The sequence below is a fragment of the Sulfuricystis thermophila genome, from assembly GCF_004323595.1.
GTDB classification, from domain to species: Bacteria; Pseudomonadota; Gammaproteobacteria; order Burkholderiales; family Rhodocyclaceae; genus Sulfuricystis; species Sulfuricystis thermophila.
The window spans coordinates 919,642-937,774 of sequence record NZ_AP019373.1 but is presented as its reverse complement, the minus strand read 5'-3'; the positions used below and the strand labels follow the sequence as shown (position 1 = coordinate 937,774).

Sequence of the window (18,133 nt, the reverse complement as noted above, 5' to 3'; positions counted from 1 at the left end):
CGTTTTACTCCTCATTTCTGCTCGCCTCGGTCAGCCAGCGGGAGAGCTTGTCTTCGAGCGCCGCCCGCGTCACCGGCTTGGGCAGGAAATCATCCATGCCGGCGGCGAAACAGCGCTCACGGTCGGCTTCCAGCACACTGGCGGTCAAGGCGACGATCGGCGTATGTCCGCCACGTTCGGCCTCCAGCCGGCGAATCTCGCGCGCGGCCTGATAACCATCCATCTCGGGCATCATGCAATCCATCAGCACAAGATCGAAATGGCCATTTTGCCAGGCCTCCACTGCCGCGCGGCCATCGGCGACGCTGGTGACCGCATGCCCCAGCTTGCCGAGCATCGCTTCGGCAATGCGCCGATTGACGGCGTTGTCTTCGGCAAGCAGCACTCTGCCCTGCCGCTGCGCCACAGGCGGCGCAGGCTCATGGTCGAGCGCGGCCGGCTCCGCGGCAAGCGGACAAGGAATCTCGAACCAGAACGTGGAACCTTCGCCGGCGCAACTCTCCACGCCGATCTCGCCGTCCATCAGCTCGACGAGACGCTTGCACAACGCCAAGCCCAAACCGGTGCCACCGAAGCGGCGCGTCGTCGAGGCATCGGCCTGCGCGAAGGGCTGAAACAGGCGCGGCAACACCTCATTCGGGATGCCGATGCCGGTATCGATCACCTCGCCGCGCAGTCGGCCGTCGCGCCAGGCCAGCCGGACGGAGACCTCGCCGTGTTCGGTGAATTTGAGCGCGTTGCCAACCAGATTGACGAACACCTGCCGGATGCGCAGCGCATCGCCGAGAAGCGATGAGGGCAGGCCCGCCTCGGACTGAGTGATGAGCCGGACGCCCTTCTTTTCCGCCAGCGGCGCGAACATGCGGGCGATGCCGCCAATGAGCTCGGCCGGTGAAAAGCTTTCGCGATGCAGCGCAAATCCGCCCGCCTCGATTTTCGAAAGGTCCAGGATGTCATTGAGGATGCCGAGGAGGCTTGCGGCCGAATCACGGATGGTTTGCGCCTGCTCGCGCTGCTCGGCTGAAAGCGGGGTGTCGAGCAGAAGCTCGGCCATGCCGATGACGCCGTTCATCGGCGTGCGGATCTCATGGCTCATGTTGGCGAGGAATTCCGACTTGGCGCGCGCCGCGGCTTCGGCCGCCTCCTTGGCTTCCCGCAAGACCCGCTCGGTCTCGCGGCGTTGTGTGACATCACGGAACACCGTCACCGATCCGGCATAGCGTCCATGGGCAAGAATCGGCGCCGCCACCACCTCGACCGGCAAGGCCGTGCCATCGGCGCGGTAGAACGCCTCCTCGCCGGCATAGCGCCTGCCGGCAGCCACCGTTTTCAGAATCTCGCAGAGTTCGGCTTCACAGCGCGCATCGGGCGGCTGATGGAAAAGACAATGGCCGCGCTGACCAATGACCTGTTCAGGCGGCCAGCCGAGCAGTTCGACGAAGGCCGGATTGATGAAGCGCACGATGCCCTCCTGATCGGAAAGATAGAGCGCATCGCCCATCGTGGAGGTGATCGTCGCCAATTCTTCGCGTTCGGCCGCCAGACGCGCTCGGGCAGCATGGGCGCGCCAGGCCGCCAGCGCCAGGAGCAGCAACGCCAGCGCTGCGCCCGCCGAATAGAAATCCCAGTCGCGCTCGATCGCCGCGAGCGAATCGACCGGCGCGTAACCCACGAGATAGCCGGCATGCTGGCCCGCAACATCCTTGATCGGCACGAAGGAAGCGACCCACCAGCCCTCGTCATGAGACACCGCGGCGGCGAAAGGCTCGTGACTGGCCAGGCCACGCTTGATGAGATCGAGCTTCGCCAGTTTCTCGTCGAGCGCGTGCTGGGTGGCGGAGCGCGGCGCGGAATCGGGCAGTTCGAGCTTGGGATCCTCGATCAGGTAATCCGGCGAGAGCTCGGCAGGGCCATACAAGCCTTTGCGCTCCTGCCAGAGCACACCGCTGGCGGCATTTTTTTCCAGGATCAACGCATATTCGTGCTGCGGCGAGATGCGTTCGAGCGCATTGCGCAACGTACGGAAACCCAGGCTGATCTCGGCGGCGGCGATCGGCTTGCCCGCGTTTTCGAGCGGGAACACGAAGCGGAAACCGGACACCAGCCGCCCGACCTCGAATCCGGCGACCGGCCGCCATTCCCGGGTGACGAGGCGCACCGAGGGGCGCACCTCGAGCAGCGAATCACCAAACTTGTCGGGTTGATGTAGCCGCAGGAAGCTCACGCCCTCCGGGGTAAAAACCTGCATCTGACGCACGCCTTGCTGGACGAGGCGATCATAGGTAGGCGCCAGCAGCCGATACAGCCGCCCCCGCCAGCGCGCCGCCTCCATTTCATCTTTCGCGGCAAGCCCCTTTTCGATCGCCTCGATGACATCGGACCCGCGCATCTGTGTGGAGAACAGCGTCTCGGCCATCAGCCGGTGCTGTTCGATCGCCGCGCGGTATGCGGTCGACACCACGTCGAGTTCGCGGCGAAATTCCTGCGTGCGCATTTCTTCTTTTTCATGGGCGATCCAGAGCGCCAGCAACGTCCACAACAGCGCAGCGAACGTCAACCAGGGCCAGGGATGCAGCCAGAGCTTGCGCATCAGAAATTACCCCGTTCGGGAATCGGCTGCGCAGGCAAGTAGCGGCGCACGGCATCATAATCGCCATCCCGCGCGGCGATGGCGCCATGGCGGATTGGCTCGCCCCATGACTGACGGATGACGGGGTCGACTTCGCTGAGGAGCTTCACAAGCTGCGCGCGGCGCGCCGGATCGATGCGCCCGGTGTGAGCGACGAGCGCAAAGCCCGGAAAGGGACGCGATTCGGCCAACACGACCACGCCGAGATGCGCATATTTGCGCGCGATCGCGGTCTTCACGCCACCGGCGTCGTATTCGCCGCGCGAGACCGCCAAGGCCACGGCATCGTGTTTGTCGAGGTAGCGATAGCGGTTCTTATCCAGGCTGCTGCCCTTTTCACGCAACATGCCATCGGTCGCCAGATAACCGCAGGTGGACAAAGGCTGGGTGAGTGCGATCTTCTTGCCGACGAGCCGCTCGATCCGCAATCCGCTGTCGGCGTTCGTCACCAAGGCGCAAGTGTAGAAGCTCTCGCCGTTCTTTTCCTTGAAATGCACCAGCGGCTCGGCTGCGCCAAGCCTTTTTTTCAGCTCGACATAGGGCAAGGGGCCGAGGTAGGCGAGATCGAGTTTACCGGCGGCGAACTTGTCGAGCAGCTCGGCATAGCTGGTCGAATAGTCGATGCGGATCGTCACGCCAAGCTTTTCGGCCAGATAGTCCAGAAGCGGCTTCCAGGCCGCCACCACGGTCTCCGGGTTTTCCATCGGTAGCGGCGCGAAACGCCATTCCTCGGCGCGCACGCCGGCGGCCAAAAAGAGCACGGCCAGGATGATCAACGCACGCTTCATGACTGCTTCCTCCACCAGACGAGAAATTCTTCGCCGCTGGCTACCAGGCGCTTCATGGCTCGAGCATCTTGCCGTCCCTGTTTTGCCGCCGCCTCGATCGCCGTCGCCGCCTGGGAAAGCGGCAAGGCGCCGACATTGCCGGCAGAGCCCTTGAGCTCATGCGCCACGGCGGCAAGCCGGGAGAAATCGTCTTGTCGGGCTGCGGCTTCGATGCGGGCGAGGAGCTCCGGCAAGCCATCGGCGAAGATGGCGAGAATCTCGCGCGCCAGCTCGGCATCATCGCCCGTCGCCGCGGCAAGGCGGTCGGGATCGATGACCTGCGTCTCGGCAACGACCGGGGTCGCCGCCGGGACGAGCCAGCGTTGCAAGACCTCTTCGAGCCTGGCGCGGGTAACCGGCTTGGAAAGGTAATCGTCCATGCCGGCGGCAAGACACTTCTCGCGGTCGCCTTCGAGCGCATTGGCGGTCATCGCGATGATGATCGTATGGCGTCCCGTATCCCGCTCAAGCCGACGAATCTCGCCAGTGGCGGCAAAGCCGTCGAGCTCCGGCATCTGGCAGTCCATCAACACGAGGTCATAGGCTTCGGCGCTCCAACGCTCGATGGCTTCCCGACCATTGCCGGCAATGGTGACGGAACAGCCCAATTTTTGCAGCATCGCGCTGGCGACGCGCTGATTGACGGCATTGTCCTCGGCCAGCAGGATGCGCCGACCGGAAAATGGCATCGGCTGGGTAGCCGCCACAGTCCCTTGAGGTTGTTCGGTTTGCGCGGCTGCGAAGGCGGCGACGAACGCATCCAGCACTTTCGATTGCGTCAAGGGCGCCAATATCGGTATCAGCCCAGCCTCTTGCAAAGACTTGCGCTGATCGATCTGAGCCGGTGACAGGAAAACGAAAGCCGGCATGCCGGCGAAAACCGCTCGATGGTCTACCGCCTCTTTCGCATCGAGCAGCAACACGGCATCACCGCCACCGGCGCGGAAGGTCTCGAAAGACCGATCCTCCTCGGCGATAACACGCCACGAGGCGAGCAGCTCGCGCCACAGCGCCCTGTGTTCCGGCGTGCCGCCCACCAGCAGCACGCGACGACCGGCCAGCGAGGGCGCATCGGGCAACTCGATCGCCGCTTCCTCATAAGGCAGAATGAGCCTGAAGGTCGATCCCTGGCCGGGGAGACTTTCGACGGTGATCTCGCCCCCCATCAGCCGGGCCAGGCGTTGCGAAATCGCCAATCCCAGCCCAGTGCCGCCAAAGCGCCGTGTCGTCGCGGCTTCGGCCTGGGAAAACGGCTGGAACAAACGGGAGAGCGCCTCGGGCGCAATACCGATGCCGGTATCGCGCACCACGAACTCGATCTTCCCTTCCTCACGCCGACGCGCCGCCAGCTCGATTTCGCCTTGCTCGGTGAATTTGGCCGCATTGCCGAGCAGATTGACGAGAATCTGCCGCAAGCGCGCCGAATCGCCCCAAATGCCGCGCGGCGCATCCGGCGCGAGATGCGCGTAGGCCATCACTGGCTTGCCGGCCAGCCGCGGCGCGACGAGCTCGAGACAGCCATCGATGAGCGTGGCAAGCGCCACCGGCGCACGTTCGAGCTCCACCGCGCCGGCTTCGAGCTTCGAGTAATCGAGGATGTCGTCGATCAGCTGCAACAGATGATCGGCCGAGAGCTTGATCGTTTTGGCAAAGCCGGTCTGTTCGGCGTCGAGGTGGGTGTCGAGCAGCAAATCGGCCATGCCGATCACGCCATTCAACGGCGTGCGGATTTCGTGGCTCATCACGGCGAGGAATTCGGATTTGAGCCGCGCGGCACGCTCGGCGGCTTCTTTCGCCTCGTTGAGCCGGCGCTCGGTCTCGACCGCAATGCGGCGATCCGAAAACACAGCCACCGAGCCGCCGAAAGGCCCATCCTGCGGCAAAGGCGCGCCGGTGACCTTGACCGGCAGGGGAGCGCCATCCTTGCAGAAGAAAACCTCTGCTTCGGAACGGTAGATGCGCCGCTGCTGCATCGCCAGATGGATCGGGCATTCGGCTGCCGGCAAGGGCCGTCCGTCGGGGCGGTGGTGGTGGATGGCCTCGTGCAGAGGTTTGCCGATCAGCTCTTCGGCAGCATAACCCAACAGGCGCGCGCCTTCGGCGTTGATGAATACGCAACGGCCCTGGCGATCGAGCGTATAGACGCCCTCGCCAAGACAATCGAGAATGGCGCGCAGATAGGTTTCCGACTGTTTGGCGGCGATCTCGGCCTGTTTTTGGCGCGTGATTTCGGTGCGGATCGAGATGTAGCCGCGCGGTTTGCCCGTTGCCGGATCGATGATCGGCGCGATGCTCGCCTGCACCCAATAAAACTCGCCGTTCTTTTTGCGGTTGCAAACCTCGCCCTGCCAGATGTCGCCACCGGCAATGGTGCGCCACATCTCACGGTAGAGCGCGTCCGGATGCAGACCCGATTTGAGGATCCGGTGGTTGCGGCCGATCAGTTCCTCACGCACATAGCCGGCGACTTCGCAAAACCGGTCATTGACATAGACGATGTCGCCTTTGACATCGGTCGCCGAGACGATGGCATGGCTATCGAGCGTGGCCAGCAACGTCTTGAGCGCAGCAGACCCGGCGAAAAAGCCTTCGAGGTTTTGCATCATATCGTGCTCTCTCCGCCAGGATTATGCCTGATCAAGCGCTGCCGGCGCATTTCAAAGAGGCAGACCGCGGCGGCCGCGGCGACGTTGAGCGATTCGCAGTCCGCGGCGAGCGGAATCGTCACGCGCTTTGCGGCCATGGCCACGAGGCTGGGGGAGAGCCCTGCTCCCTCATTGCCAAACAGCCATGCAGTCGGTCGAGAGAAATCGAGCGCATACAACGACTCGCCGCCATGCGCAACGGTGGCCAGCGATTGGCCGGAAAAGCTTTGTACGAAAGCGGCGAGATCGACATTTTCGTGGATGGCGAGCGAAAAATGCGCGCCCTGCGCAGCGCGCAGCACGCGCTGCGTCCACGCACCGGCGCAGCCCGGGCCGAGCAGCACGTCGCGCACACCGGCCGCCGCCGCAGTGCGCAGCAGCGTGCCGACGTTGCCGGCATCCTGTACCGCATCGAGCAGCAGACAATCACCCGCCGGAGCCAAAGTCGGCGCTGATGAGACGGCATCCTTAGCCTTGGTCACGTTCGGCACGGCAATGCGCGCCAGGATGCCGACCGGCGTCTTCAATTCGCTCACCTCCCGAAACAGTGTGCTGCGCAGACAAAGCACCGGCACACCGGGAAGGCGCGCCAGTAGGGCGGCGATCTCGGGATGATCGACGGCTTCTTCCGCCACGGCGACGAGCTCGGGAACCACGCCATGATCGAGCGCCGCGGCAAGCAGATGAGGACCTTCCAGCAGTGCGCGGCCTTCACGCTTCTGCCGCCGCGCGTCGCCTGCGAGATCGCGCAGAGCCTTGAACGTCGGGTTGTCACGTGAGGTGATCGTCTTCATGCGAACAGTATCAGTTGGCGCACCGGCGCAAAGCTCTTGCGATGTGCATCACAGGGGCCGTGCGCGGCGAGCGCCGCGAGATGCTCCGGCGTGCCATAGCCCATGTGCCGGTCGAAGCCATATTGCGGATGGCATGCGTGCAAGTCGAGCATGATGGCGTCGCGCGCCGTCTTGGCGAGGATCGAAGCGGCGGAAATCGCCGCCACCGTCGCATCGCCGCCGACGATGGCGCGTGCCGGCATCTCCAGTTGCGGGCAACGGTTGCCGTCGATCCACGCCTCTTCAGGACGCACGGCCAGCCCCGCCACGGCGCGCTGCATCGCCAGCAGCGTCGCCTGCAGGATGTTGATCATGTCGATTTCCTCGACCGTCGCCTCGGCCACGCTCCAGGCGATGGCCTTGGCGCGGATCTCATCGGCGAGTCTTTCGCGCTTGGCGGATGACAGCTTCTTCGAGTCGGCCAGACCGACGATGGGGCGAGTTGGATCGAGGATCACCGCCGCGGCGACCACCGGCCCGGCCAAGGGTCCTCTGCCCGCCTCATCGACGCCGCAGATCATGCTTGTCCGAGCAGCGACAGGATCGCCGCGGCCGCCTTCTCGGCGGTGTTTTGACGCAACTGCCGGTGCATCTCGGTAAAGCAGCGGGTCAGACGTTTTTTGACCTCCTCATCCTGGACGAGATTGCCGAGCGCCTGGGCGAGGTTCTCCGCCGTCGCTTCGTACTGCAGGAATTCCGGGACGACGAAACGGCCGGCGAGGATGTTGGGCAAACCCACCCATGGCAAATAGCCCATCCGTTTCATGATGCGCCACGACCACTCGGACATGCGATAGGTGATGACATGCGGCGCCTTGACGAGCGCCGCTTCGAGCGTCGCCGTGCCGCTCGCCACCAGTGCGCCATCGCAGGCTGCGAGCGCATCCTGCCCATGGCCGAACAACAGCTTCATGCAGCCGGCGACGGGCGGTGCCGCATCGAGCTCGATGTGGGTGATCTCGAAACCGGGGTGCACCGGCGCCTCGTTGATCAGCCAGTCCTGGCCACCGAGCCTCCAGAGCGTTTCTTCGAACGACGTGCGTGTCTCGCGCGACACCAGCGGCACCAGAAATACCGCATCGGGAAACCGCTCGCGCAGTAGGCGCGCGGTGCGGATGAAGAGATCCGCGTGATAGGCGACCTCCGACTGGCGGCTGCCGGGCAGCAATGCGATCACTGGCCCGCGGCCATTCAAAGCGAGCCGCTCGCGTGCCTGCTTGCGCTGCGATTCGAGCGGCAGCACGTCGGCGAGCGGGTGGCCGACGTAATCGACCAGCAGACCGACTTTTTCATAAAGCGGCGGCTCGAAGGGAAACAACGCCAGCAGGCGGTGGCAGGCGCGGGCGATCTTGTGGATGCGTCCGCCGCGCCAGGCCCAGACCGACGGGCTCACATAGTGCACGGTGGGAATGCCGGCGCGCTTGAGCCGAGTTTCGAGCCACAGGTTGAAATCCGGCGCATCGACGCCGATGAAGACGTCGGGGGGATCGGCGAGCAGACGCTTGAGCAGCGCCCTGCGTATCCCGGCAATCCTGCGATAGTGCTTCAGAACTTCGGCATAGCCGCGCACTGCCAGGCTTTCCGCCGGCCACCAGGCATCGAAGCCCGCGCGCAGCATCTTCGGCCCACCGATGCCGTAGAACTCGGCGTTGGCAAGACGGCACTTGAGCGCTTCGATCAAGTGTGCGGCCAGCAGGTCGCCCGACGCCTCGCCTGCCACCAGGGCAATACGCGTCATGGCAGATCAGCGAATGATGCCGCGCCCGGGTACCGCGAGGAATTCAGCCAGCGGAGCAAGTTCCGGGGTTCCCGCCTGCGCAGCCGAGGAGATCGCCGCGACTGCCTCGTCGAGCTTGAGACCGCTGCGGTAGAGCGTCTTGTAAGCGCGGCGGATGCTGGCGATCGTCTCTGGCGCAAAGCCGCGCCGCTTCAGGCCTTCGCTGTTGATGCCATGCGGTGCGGCCGGGTTGCCGGCGGCCATCACGTAGGGCGGGATGTCCTGCAGCACGACGCTGCCGACACCGGTCATGCAGTGCGCGCCGACGCGCACGAACTGATGCACGCCGGTATAACCGCCGAGGATCGCCCAGTCACCGACATGCACATGGCCGGCGAGTTGCGCGTTGTTGGCGAAGATTGTGTGGTTGCCGATCTGGCAGTCGTGCGCCAGATGCACATAGGCCATGATCCAGTTGTCATTGCCGAGACGCGTCACGCCGGCATCCTGGACCGTGCCGCGGTTGAAGGTGCAGAACTCGCGAATGGTGTTGCGATCACCGATCTCGAGCCATGTCGGCTCGCCGGCATATTTCTTGTCCTGCGGCGCTTCGCCGAGCGAGGAAAACTGGAAGATGCGGTTGTCGCGGCCGATACGGGTCGGCCCGTTGATCACGACGTGTGGGCCGATCCAGGTGCCATCGCCGATTTCGACCTCGGCGCCGATGATGGTGTAGGCGCCGACCGTGACGTTCTCGCCGAGCCGCGCCTTCGGGTCGACGAGCGCGCTGGGGTGGATGCTGACCGCCATCTCACTGTTCCGGCTGTTCCGGCTTTTCCAGCTTGCGCATCGTGCAGATCAGTTCCGCCTCGCAGGCGAGCTGGCCGTCGACCCTGGCCTTGCCGGCGAACTTCCACATGCCGCGCTTGTTGCCGAGGATGGTGATTTCGATGATCAGCTGATCGCCGGGCATCACCGGCCGCTTGAAGCGCGCGCCATCGATGCCGACGAAATAGTAGACGGCATCCGTCTCGGGCTTGCCGTCCATCTTGCGGAACGACAGGATCGCCGCCGTCTGCGCCATCGCCTCGACGATCAGTACGCCGGGCATCACCGGATGATGCGGATAATGGCCGGGGAAGAACGGCTCGTTCATGCTGACGTTCTTGAGGGCGACGATGCGTTCCCCGGGTACGATCTCGAGCACGCGATCGACCAGCAGGATCGGATAGCGGTGCGGCAGATATTCGAGGATCTGGTGGATGTCCATGGCGGTCGGGGCGTTCATCGGCTGTTCTCCAGTTCGGCGAGGCGTTTTTCGAGTGCGCGTATTTTATCGGCCAGCGCGTCGAGATGACGCAGATGAGCGAAGTTTTTCAGCCACTCGGCATGCGGTTGCAGGGGCACGGTGCCGGTATAACTGCCGGCTGTCGGCAGCGACTTGCCGACGAAGGTGCCGGCGGCGACATGCACGTCATCCGCCAGGGTCAGATGGCCGATGATCATTGCCGCACCGCCGATGGTGCAGCGCTCACCGATCTTCGTGCTGCCGGCGATGCCGACACAGCCGGCGATCGCCGTGTGCCGGCCGATTCTGACGTTGTGGGCGATCTGGATCTGGTTGTCGAGCTTGACGCCATCGCCGATCACCGTGTCTTCCAGCGCGCCGCGATCGATCGTCGTATTGGCGCCGATCTCGACGTCATCGCCGATGACGACGCGGCCAGTCTGGGCGATCTTCACCCATGCCGTGCCATCCTGCGCGAAGCCGAAGCCATCCGCGCCGATCACCGCGCCCGAATGAATGATCGCGCGGCGGCCGATGCGGCAGCCGTGATAGACCGTGACGCCGGGATACAGCCAGCTGTCCGCGCCGATGCTCACGCCAGCGCCGATGCGACAGTGCGCGCCGATCACGCAGTTCTCACCGATCGAGACGTCTGGACCGATCCAGGCCAGCGGGCCGATCGCGGCGCTCGCCGGCACCGCCGATTCGACCACTGCGCTCGGATGGATGCCCGGCGCCGGCCGTGGCAGCTCGGCCAGCCATTGCGAGACGCGGGCGAAATAGAGATAAGGCTGCGCCGTGACGATCGCATCGACCGGACACTCCGCCGCGGCATCGGCGGCGAGGATCACTGCGCCCGCATGCGTCGTCGCCAGCTGACGGCGATACTTTGGATTCGCCAGAAAACTGAGCTGATCGGGCGTTGCATTTTCGAGCGTCGCCAACCCGGAGACAAACCGCTGCGGGTCGCCTTTCAGCTCGCCGCCGAAACGGGCGACGATCTCGCCCAAGGTACGTGGCGTGGCCACCTGCAGTTGCTTGCTTACTTCGCGGCGGGCGCGGTCTCGTTGCTGAGCGCCTTGATCACCTTGTCGGTGATATCGATGCGCGGACTGAAATACACCGCCTCCTGGACGATCAGATCGAACTTCTCGGCTTCGGCGACCTGTTTGATGACTTTGTTGGCGCGCTCGAAGATCGCCGCCAGCTCCTCGTTCTGGCGCAGGTTCAGATCCTCGCGGAATTCGCGCTGCTTGCGCTGGAATTCACGGTTCAGCTCGGAAAATTCGCGCTCCTTGGTGCGCCGCTCGCTTTCGGCCATCGTCACGCCGTTCTTGTCGAGGTTTTCCTGCATCGCCTGGAGGCGCTTGGCCATTTGCTGCAATTCCTGATCGCGCTTTTCGAATTCTTTTTCGAGCTTCAGCTTGGCGCGCTTGGCCTGTGGCGACTCGTTGACGACCCGCTGGCCATTGACGAAGCCGATCTTGACGGACTCCGCGAGCGCGGGCGAGACGACGAGGGCCAGTAATACTGGTGCAAATACTTTGATGATGCGATTCATGTTCTCTCCTGTTTCAGAAGACGGTACCCATCTGGAACTGCAGCCGCTGCGTCTTGTCGCCTTCCTTGCGGTTGAGCGGTTGGGCCAGGCTGAACTTCAGGGGACCGAGCGGCGAAGACCAGGACAGCGAAAGCCCGGTACTGTAGCGCAGGTCGCCGACGTTCAGCTTCTCGCCGACACCCCATACCCAGCCGGCATCGACGAAAGCGCCGAGGCGGAAGGATTTGTCCTTGCCGCTGCCAGGCATCGGGAAGAGGAATTCGGCGTTCATCACCAGGCGGCGGTCACCACCGATGCGCTGGTCGGAATCGGTCGCATACGGATCGACCGGGCCGAGCGCGCCCGCCTTGAAACCGCGCACCGAGCCGACGCCACCGGCATAGTAGTACTTGTAGAACGGCAGCGGCTTGCCACCGATACCGCCGCCATGGCCATATTCGCCATTGAGCATCAGGGTGTATTCGCGGCCAATCGGGAAGAAACGCTGGTACTGGAAATTCGTGCGGTAATAACGCAGGCTGCCGCCCAATCCCACCTCACCGCTGACACGGGCGTTGTAACCGGACATCGGATAGATGATGCTGTCGAGCGTATTCTTGGCCCAGCCGAGCGTGCCGATCGCGCCGGTGAATTTGCTGCCGTATTGGTCGAGGAATCGCTGGATAGTCGGCGTCGTGTAGCTCGTCGTCTTGATCTGGGTGCTATCGACGGCGAGACCGAAGTTGATCGAGTCGTCCTCGCCGATCGGAAAACCGTAGCGGATACCGCCACCCAGCGATTTCGTGGCATAGGTTGCCAGGCTGGTCAGCTTCGTGGTGTCGGTGTCACGCGCATAGACGTCGAAGCCGCGGCTGACACCATCGACCGTGTAATACGGATCGGTATAAGAAAACGAATACAGCGTATTGATCTTACTGGTGTTGAAGCCGATGCCGACATGCTTGCCGCTGCCGAACAGGTTCTGCTGGTTGACCGAGCCGGAGAACACCAGCCCTTCGGAGCTCGACAAGCCGGCGCCCAGCATCAAATTGCCGGTGGGTTTCTCCTTGACGTTCATCACCACATCCACCTGGTCGGTGGTGCCCGGCACCGCCGGGGTTTCGACCGTCACCTCGTCGAAATAGCCGAGCCGGTCGACGCGGGTGCGCGACTTGTTGATCTTCTCGCCGTCATACCAAGCCGCCTCCATCTGGCGCATCTCGCGGCGGATCACCTCGTCGCGCGTGCGGGTGTTGCCCTGCACCTGGATGCGCCGCACATAGACGCGGCGGCCCGGGTCGATGAACAACGTGAAGGCGACTTGTTTCTTCTCCTTGTCGAGCTCGGGCGCGGCATTCACGTTGGCGAAGGCATAGCCATCGTTGCCGAGGCGCTCGGCGATCGCCTTGGTGGTCGCGGTCACCTGCTCGCGCGAAAACAGACTACCAGGCTTGATCGTCACCAGCTTGAGCAGCTCGTCTTCCGGCAGCAGCAGCTCGCCGGCGAGCTTGACGGAGGAGACGGTATAGCGCTCACCCTCGTTGATGTTGATGGTGATGTAGATGTCCTGCTTGTCCGGCGAGATCATCACCTGCGTCGATTCGATATTGAACTCGATGAAGCCGCGGTCCAGATACCACGAACGCAGGGTTTCCAGGTCGGCGGAGAGCTTCTGCTTCGAATACTGGTCGTTCTTGGTGTACCAGGTCAGCCAGCCGGGGGTACGCAAGGTGAATTGCTCGAGCAGTTCCTTTTCCTTGAAGGCCTTGGCGCCGACGATGTTGATCTGGCGGATCTTGGCGATGTCGCCTTCCTCGACCGCGAAGGTGATGCCGACGCGATTGCGTTCGAGCGGCGTCACGGTCGTCGTCACTTGCGCCGCGTAATAGCCCTGCGACAGATACTGGCGTTTGAGCTCCTGCTCCGCGCGCTCGACCAGCGAACGATCGAAGATGCGTGACTCGGCCAAGCCCACCTCACGCAGCCCCTTGCGCAGATTGTCTTTTTCGAAGGCCTTGACGCCGATGAATTCGAGCGAGGCGATGGCCGGGCGTTCCTCGACGAACACCACCAGCACATTGCCCTCGACCTCGAGCCGCACATCCTTGAAGAAACCGGTAGCGAACAGCGCCTTGATGGCCTGCGCCGCCTTGTCTTCGGTCAGCGTATCGCCGACCTTGACCGGCAGATAGCCGAATACGGTACCAGCCTCGGTGCGCTGGATGCCTTCGACGCGGATGTCGCGCACCACGAAAGGATCGAAGGCGGCGGCGCCGGAGGTCAGCAGCGCAGCGAGCAAACCTGCCAGAACAGAACGTTTCATGCGTCAGCCGGAAATCAGTCGGAAAATGTCGTTGTAAAGGGCCAGCCCCATCAGCAATGCAAGCACGGTCAGACCGATTTGCTGGCCGATTGCCATGACGCGTTCCGAGAGCGGTTTCCCCTTGATCAGCTCGGCCAGATAATACATCAAGTGCCCGCCATCCAGCACCGGGATGGGCAGCAGGTTCAGCACGCCGAGACTGATGCTGATCAGCGCCAGGAAGCGCAGGAAATGCTCGCCGCCCATGCGCGCCGACTGGCCGGCATAGTCGGCGATGGTGAGCGGTCCCGAGACGTTGCGGAGCGAAGCTTCGCCCATGATCATGCGCCCGATCATGCGCAATGACAGCGTCGCCGTATCCCAGGTCTGGTTCAGCGCGCGCTTTAGGGATTCGAACGCACCGTACCGCACCGTCACCAGGAACGCGCGGCGCACTTCCGGATCGTCACGTACCGCGATACCGATGCGCGCCACCGGCTTGCCGCGTTCCTCGACGAGCTCGGCTTGGACGTCGATGGCAAGCCGTTGTGCGTCACGCTCCACCTCGAGTGTCATTTGACGCGCGCCGGCGGAACGGATCGCCACTGCGACAGCCTGCCAACCGCCCATCGGCGCGCCGTCGATCGCGACGATGCGATCCCCGACCCGCAGGCCGGCCCGTGCGGCCGGCGAATCCGGCTGCACGCTGCCGATCACCGCCGGCAGATCGGGAGGCTGCAGCCGCAGGCCCAGCGCCGGCAGCACATCGCCTTCCAGCGCCTCCGGCGGCAGGCGCGACAGATCGATGCGATGCAGCTGGATATTGCCACGGGCATCGAGGGTTTCGAGCACGATCTCATCGCGCGCCAGCACATGGCGCAGGATTTCCCAGCGCAGCTCGCTCCAGGTCGCCACCGGCTTGCCGGAGACGCTGCGTGCCGTCTCGCCAGCGCCGATTTTCAGTTCCGCCGCCAGGCTGCCTTCCGGCGGCGCGGCAAAAATCGGCCGCGGTTCCGCGACGCCGCTCATGAACAGGAAGGCATAGAGCACCACGGCGAGCAGCAGGTTGGCGAGCGGGCCGGCGACGACGATGGCCGCCCGCTTGGCCAGACTCTGACGATTGAAGGCACGCGGCAGTTCGGCAGGCGGCACTTCGCCTTCGTGCTCGTCGAGCATCTTCACATAACCGCCGAGCGGAAACGCGGCAATCTGCCATTCGGTGCCGTCGCGTCCCAGTCGTCGTGACCAGAGCGGCCGGCCGAAGCCGATCGAAAAACGCAGGATCTTGACGTTACAGAGCCGCGCCACCCAATAATGGCCCAGCTCGTGCACGACGATCAGCACGCCAAGCGCCAGCAGGAATGCGCCGAGCGTCCAGATGACTCCGGTGGAATTCATCGCTGGAAGCGGAGCTGCATTTCCGAGGCGATGGCGCGGGCGTGCGCATCCGTGGCGAGGATCGCGGCGAGATCCGGCATCTCCTCGACCGGAATCGCATCCAGCGTCGCGGCAATCACCTCACTGATACCGAGGAAAGGCAGCCGACCGTCGAGGAAGGCGGCGACCGCCACTTCGTTGGCGGCATTGAGCACGGTCGCCGCATTGCCGCCCGCGGCGAGCGCCCGATAAGCGAGCGCCAGACAGGGAAAGCGCTCGAAATCAGGCTGTTCGAAATCGAGCCGGGCGATGGCCGGCAGATCGAGCGGCGCCACGCCGGCCGCGATGCGTTCCGGCCAGGCGAGCGCCTGGGCGATCGGCGTGCGCATGTCGGGATTACCGAGTTCCGCCAGCACCGAGCCATCGACATATTGCACCAGCGAATGGATCACGCTCTGCGGATGGACGACCACCTCGATCTGCTCGGGCGCGAGGCCGAACAGCCAGTGCGCCTCGATGACTTCGAGCCCCTTGTTCATCATCGTCGCCGAATCGACCGAGATCTTGCGGCCCATCGACCAGTTCGGATGTGCACAGGCCTCCTCCGGTGTGACATTCCGGAGCCGTTCGAGCGGCACCGAGCGGAACGGCCCGCCCGAGGCGGTGAGCAGGATGTGACTCACGCCGGCGCGTGCAGGCTCGCCGGCGTAATCGGGCGGCAGCGACTGGAATACCGCGTTGTGCTCGGAATCGATCGGCAACAGCGTGGCGCGATGCGCCTTGACTTCGGCCATGAACAGGTGGCCGGCCATCACCAGCGCCTCCTTGTTCGCCAGCAACACCTGCTTGCCCGCGCGCACTGCGGCGAGCGTCGGCTGCAAACCGGCGGCGCCGACGATCGCAGCCATCACCGCATCGACCTCGGGCAAGGCGGCGACGAATTCGAGCGCCTCGCTGCCAGCGAGCACCTCGGTGGCGAGCCCGGCCGCCGAAAGACGCTTGCTCAAGCCAGGAACGTCCTCCGGCCGACCGACCACCGCATAGCGTGGCCGGTGCCGCAGGCATTGTTCATAGAGCACCTCGATGCGGCTGTTGCCGGTGAGCGCGACGATCTGGAAGCGGTCCGGATGACGCGCCACGACATCGAGCGTGGACACCCCGATCGAACCCGTCGCGCCAAGAACCGTGAGTTTCTTCATGACAGCCAGAGATGGATGCCCAGCGCGACGAGCGGCAGGGTCGACAGCTGGCTGTCGATACGATCGAGTATGCCGCCATGCCCGGGCAGCAACTGGCTGCTGTCCTTGACGCCGGCCTGGCGCTTGGCCAGCGACTCGAACAGGTCACCGACGATCGACAGCGCGGTGAGCAGCAGCAGGCAGCCGACCAGCACAAGCCGGTCGAGGTTTTGCACGGCCGGCAGCGTGGGAGCGACCGCGAAGCCATAGACGAGCACACCGGCCATCGCGCCGGCCACGCCCTCCCAGGTCTTTCCCGGGCTGATGCTCGGTGCGAGTTTATGGCGGCCGAAGGCGCGACCGCTGAAATAGGCCGCGATGTCCGCGACCCAGACCAGCGCCATCACGGCCAGCAACAGCAGCGGGCTGCGTTCATGCAAGGCCGCCAGCGCCGCCCAGGCGGGCAAAATCAGGACCAGGCCGAGGGTGGCACAGGCGGTGGACCATTGCCGCTTCAGCCACAGGGGCGCAAAGCCGAGCCAGAACAGCGCACCGAGCCCCCAGAGCAGCGGAAAACCGTCTTCTGGTCGTGTCCAGAACAGCAGGCACAATCCGAAGGTCAACAGCCCGTAGGCGATGCGCCCGCGGCTGGCTGCCTGCATCAACCCGGCCCATTCCCAGGCGGCAAGGGCGGCCACCAGTGCGAAGATGATGCCCGCCGGACGCGACGGCAGCAGAAACAGGACGGCGAGGAAGCCGGCGACGAGGAACAGCGCGGTGATGATCCGCGCCTTAAGCATAGCGAAACCTCTGCCTGACTGGCTGCGCGGGCGGTCTGCAGCGTTGCGCGGTGTTGGCTCCGGCCGCTTCGCTTAACATCGGCTGCGCCGATGTTAGCCTGCGCCGAAACTTCGTTTTCGCTCCCTCGCCTATCCACTCGATATGTCTCGGTCTCTGCGCTCCGGGCGCCTTGCATCCCATCCCGCTCGCGGCGTCATGCAGCGGTTTCATTTTTTCATCAATTCCGCCACCGACGGAACAATTCCAGCGGAACTCGCCAACTGCTCGCTAGTGCGCCCAAAACGCCGCTCGCGGCGCCGGTAGCTCTCGATCGCGGCATCGAGCGCCGCGGCATCGAAATCGGGCCAGAAGGTTTCGGTGAAATACAACTCGCAGTAGGCGAGCTGCCAGAGCAGGAAGTTGCTGATGCGCTGTTCGCCGCCGGTGCGGATGAACAGGTCCGGCTCGGGCGCGTAGCTCATCGCCAGGAAAGGCTCCAGATCCGCCTCGGTATAGCTGCCGGCCTTTTCCGGATAAGCCAGCGCCAGGCCGTTCATCGCCTGCATCAAATCCCAGCGACCACCGTAGTTGGCAGCGATCGTCAGGGTGAGCTTTCTGTTTTCCGCGGTGAGATTCTCGCCGCGGCGGATCAGGTCGATGAGGCGCGGCTCGAATGCGGCCAGATCGCCGACGACGCGCAGGCGCACACCGTTCTGATGCAGCTTGCCGACCTCGCGCTCCAGCGCCGCCATGAACAGATTCATCAGGAAACCGACTTCCTCGGGAGGACGGCGCCAGTTTTCCGAGCTGAAGGCGAACAGCGTCAGATACTCGATACCGCGCTCGATCGAGGCACGCACGATACGGCGCACCGCCTCGAGGCCCTGCTGATGGCCGGCGACACGGGGCAGGAAACGCTGCTTCGCCCAGCGCCCGTTGCCATCCATGATGATCGCCAGATGGCGCGGAACGCTGCGTGTTTCGGGAATGCTGCGTGTCGAGCTGGAAAACATCGCG

General features: G+C 64.2%; 15 protein-coding genes. All 15 read right to left on the bottom strand.

What is annotated here, in order from left to right:
• Positions 1–4: 4 nt before the first annotated feature.
• Complete coding sequence (locus M52SOB_RS04790) at positions 5–2,590, bottom strand: ATP-binding protein (RefSeq protein WP_131110815.1); 2,586 nt, start codon at positions 2,588–2,590, stop codon at positions 5–7.
• Positions 2,590–3,417 carry a PhnD/SsuA/transferrin family substrate-binding protein gene (locus M52SOB_RS04785; RefSeq protein ID WP_131110814.1) on the bottom strand — a complete coding sequence of 276 codons (828 nt, stop codon included), beginning with the start codon at positions 3,415–3,417 and terminating at the stop codon, positions 2,590–2,592. The genes M52SOB_RS04790 and M52SOB_RS04785 overlap by 1 nt, the downstream gene beginning before the upstream one ends.
• Positions 3,414–6,062 (bottom strand): PAS domain S-box protein, encoded by a 2,649-nt coding sequence (locus M52SOB_RS04780; protein WP_131110813.1) that lies wholly within the window; start codon positions 6,060–6,062, stop codon positions 3,414–3,416. Before M52SOB_RS04780 ends, M52SOB_RS04785 begins: the two co-directional genes overlap by 4 nt.
• Positions 6,059–6,895: a TrmH family RNA methyltransferase gene (locus tag M52SOB_RS04775; protein ID WP_131110812.1), complete on the bottom strand. Its 837-nt coding sequence runs from the start codon at positions 6,893–6,895 to the stop codon at positions 6,059–6,061. The genes M52SOB_RS04780 and M52SOB_RS04775 overlap by 4 nt, the downstream gene beginning before the upstream one ends.
• A complete protein-coding gene (gene rnhB, locus M52SOB_RS04770) occupies positions 6,892–7,455 on the bottom strand; it encodes a ribonuclease HII (protein ID WP_131110811.1) in 564 nt (187 codons plus the stop codon). The genes M52SOB_RS04775 and rnhB overlap by 4 nt, the downstream gene beginning before the upstream one ends.
• The gene (gene lpxB / locus M52SOB_RS04765; RefSeq protein ID WP_131110810.1) at positions 7,452–8,672 is read right to left on the bottom strand and encodes a lipid-A-disaccharide synthase; all 1,221 of its coding nucleotides are present in this window, start codon (positions 8,670–8,672) and stop codon (positions 7,452–7,454) included. Before lpxB ends, rnhB begins: the two co-directional genes overlap by 4 nt.
• A 6-nt stretch (positions 8,673–8,678) precedes the next feature.
• Positions 8,679–9,461 (bottom strand): acyl-ACP--UDP-N-acetylglucosamine O-acyltransferase, encoded by a 783-nt coding sequence (gene lpxA, locus M52SOB_RS04760; protein WP_131110809.1) that lies wholly within the window; start codon positions 9,459–9,461, stop codon positions 8,679–8,681.
• Position 9,462: 1 nt separating this feature from the next.
• Positions 9,463–9,939, bottom strand: coding sequence for a 3-hydroxyacyl-ACP dehydratase FabZ (gene fabZ / locus M52SOB_RS04755; RefSeq protein ID WP_284155207.1), 477 nt, complete (start codon positions 9,937–9,939; stop codon positions 9,463–9,465).
• Entirely contained in the window at positions 9,936–10,967 is a 1,032-nt protein-coding gene (lpxD, locus tag M52SOB_RS04750) for a UDP-3-O-(3-hydroxymyristoyl)glucosamine N-acyltransferase (protein ID WP_131110808.1), read from the bottom strand. Before lpxD ends, fabZ begins: the two co-directional genes overlap by 4 nt.
• A 14-nt stretch (positions 10,968–10,981) precedes the next feature.
• Entirely contained in the window at positions 10,982–11,500 is a 519-nt protein-coding gene (locus tag M52SOB_RS04745) for an OmpH/Skp family outer membrane protein (RefSeq protein ID WP_131110807.1), read from the bottom strand.
• A gap of 13 nt (positions 11,501–11,513) precedes the next feature.
• On the bottom strand, positions 11,514–13,802 hold the full coding sequence (bamA, locus tag M52SOB_RS04740) for an outer membrane protein assembly factor BamA (protein ID WP_131110806.1): 2,289 nt from the start codon (positions 13,800–13,802) through the stop codon (positions 11,514–11,516).
• A gap of 3 nt (positions 13,803–13,805) precedes the next feature.
• Positions 13,806–15,179, bottom strand: a complete 1,374-nt coding sequence (gene rseP, locus M52SOB_RS04735; RefSeq protein ID WP_131110805.1) for an RIP metalloprotease RseP — start codon at positions 15,177–15,179, stop codon at positions 13,806–13,808.
• Positions 15,176–16,357, bottom strand: coding sequence for a 1-deoxy-D-xylulose-5-phosphate reductoisomerase (gene ispC, locus M52SOB_RS04730; protein ID WP_131110804.1), 1,182 nt, complete (start codon positions 16,355–16,357; stop codon positions 15,176–15,178). Before ispC ends, rseP begins: the two co-directional genes overlap by 4 nt.
• Positions 16,354–17,136, bottom strand: a complete 783-nt coding sequence (locus M52SOB_RS04725) for a phosphatidate cytidylyltransferase (protein WP_131110803.1) — start codon at positions 17,134–17,136, stop codon at positions 16,354–16,356. The genes ispC and M52SOB_RS04725 overlap by 4 nt, the downstream gene beginning before the upstream one ends.
• Before the next feature lie 207 nt (positions 17,137–17,343).
• The gene (gene uppS, locus M52SOB_RS04720; protein ID WP_131110802.1) at positions 17,344–18,129 is read right to left on the bottom strand and encodes a polyprenyl diphosphate synthase; all 786 of its coding nucleotides are present in this window, start codon (positions 18,127–18,129) and stop codon (positions 17,344–17,346) included.
• Between the last annotated feature and the right edge of the window lie 4 nt (positions 18,130–18,133).

What these genes read in the sequence shown, in the direction of transcription:
- lpxA (WP_131110809.1), bottom strand. Translation starts at nt 9,461, where the DNA reads ATGGCGGTCAGCATCCACCCCAGCGCGCTCGTCGACCCGAAGGCGCGG.
- M52SOB_RS04785 (WP_131110814.1), bottom strand. Translation starts at nt 3,417, where the DNA reads ATGAAGCGTGCGTTGATCATCCTGGCCGTGCTCTTTTTGGCCGCCGGC.
- M52SOB_RS04745 (WP_131110807.1), bottom strand. Translation starts at nt 11,500, where the DNA reads ATGAATCGCATCATCAAAGTATTTGCACCAGTATTACTGGCCCTCGTC.
- ispC (WP_131110804.1), bottom strand. Translation starts at nt 16,357, where the DNA reads ATGAAGAAACTCACGGTTCTTGGCGCGACGGGTTCGATCGGGGTGTCC.
- M52SOB_RS04790 (WP_131110815.1), bottom strand. Translation starts at nt 2,590, where the DNA reads ATGCGCAAGCTCTGGCTGCATCCCTGGCCCTGGTTGACGTTCGCTGCG.
- M52SOB_RS04780 (WP_131110813.1), bottom strand. Translation starts at nt 6,062, where the DNA reads ATGATGCAAAACCTCGAAGGCTTTTTCGCCGGGTCTGCTGCGCTCAAG.
- bamA (WP_131110806.1), bottom strand. Translation starts at nt 13,802, where the DNA reads ATGAAACGTTCTGTTCTGGCAGGTTTGCTCGCTGCGCTGCTGACCTCC.
- uppS (WP_131110802.1), bottom strand. Translation starts at nt 18,129, where the DNA reads ATGTTTTCCAGCTCGACACGCAGCATTCCCGAAACACGCAGCGTTCCG.
- rnhB (WP_131110811.1), bottom strand. Translation starts at nt 7,455, where the DNA reads ATGATCTGCGGCGTCGATGAGGCGGGCAGAGGACCCTTGGCCGGGCCG.
- M52SOB_RS04775 (WP_131110812.1), bottom strand. Translation starts at nt 6,895, where the DNA reads ATGAAGACGATCACCTCACGTGACAACCCGACGTTCAAGGCTCTGCGC.
- M52SOB_RS04725 (WP_131110803.1), bottom strand. Translation starts at nt 17,136, where the DNA reads ATGCTTAAGGCGCGGATCATCACCGCGCTGTTCCTCGTCGCCGGCTTC.
- rseP (WP_131110805.1), bottom strand. Translation starts at nt 15,179, where the DNA reads ATGAATTCCACCGGAGTCATCTGGACGCTCGGCGCATTCCTGCTGGCG.
- fabZ (WP_284155207.1), bottom strand. Translation starts at nt 9,939, where the DNA reads ATGAACGCCCCGACCGCCATGGACATCCACCAGATCCTCGAATATCTG.
- lpxB (WP_131110810.1), bottom strand. Translation starts at nt 8,672, where the DNA reads ATGACGCGTATTGCCCTGGTGGCAGGCGAGGCGTCGGGCGACCTGCTG.